This is a genomic window from Achromobacter sp. Marseille-Q0513 (genome assembly GCF_018195695.1).
Classification (GTDB): Bacteria; Pseudomonadota; Gammaproteobacteria; order Burkholderiales; family Burkholderiaceae_B; genus Achromobacter.
Genome location: NZ_JAGTJY010000490.1, coordinates 1 through 501 on the forward strand (window position 1 = coordinate 1; position 501 = coordinate 501).

Sequence of the window (501 nt, forward strand, 5' to 3'; positions counted from 1 at the left end):
GATCAGGCGCTCCGCCTCCAGTGTGCGCAGCGCCTCGCGCAGCGTGCTGCGGCTGATGCCCAGCTGCTCGCAAAGCTCCTGTTCGCGCAAGCGTTCGCCGCCCTTCATGCGGCCTTCCATGATGGACGAACGCAGGTATTCCTCCACGCGCGAGCGCAGGGTGGCGGGTTTCTCGAAAATCGCGCTGTTGGGATTGGGCATGGCAGTCTCTGAGGATCCCCGCGGCACAATTGCCGGCCGCGCGGAGCAGCGGAACCAGGCCGCCGCGGCAATGTAAAGACGCAATATATCCCAGGGCCTGTCGCCCCCGAAAACGGCCCTGGGGCCGGCTGCCGCTACAAACCCAGGTAAGCTTTGCGCACACGGCTGTCCTCCATCAGTTCGCGGCTGTTTCCCGACAGCGCCATGGCCCCCGATTGCAGCACGTAGGCGTGTTCGGCCACCGACAGCGCCAGGCGCGTATTCTGCTCCACCAGCAGGATCGTCAGTCCGCTCCTGTGT

1 protein-coding gene and 1 pseudogene are annotated in these 501 nt (G+C 65.5%); both read right to left on the minus strand.

The annotated features are described in order from the left end of the window. On the minus strand, positions 1-201 hold a 201-nt coding region (locus KDH83_RS31420), incomplete at its 3' end, for a GntR family transcriptional regulator (protein ID WP_212323053.1). 134 nt (positions 202-335) lie between these two features. After that, positions 336-501 (minus strand): annotated as a pseudogene (locus KDH83_RS32765) (branched-chain amino acid ABC transporter ATP-binding protein); the annotation flags it as partial.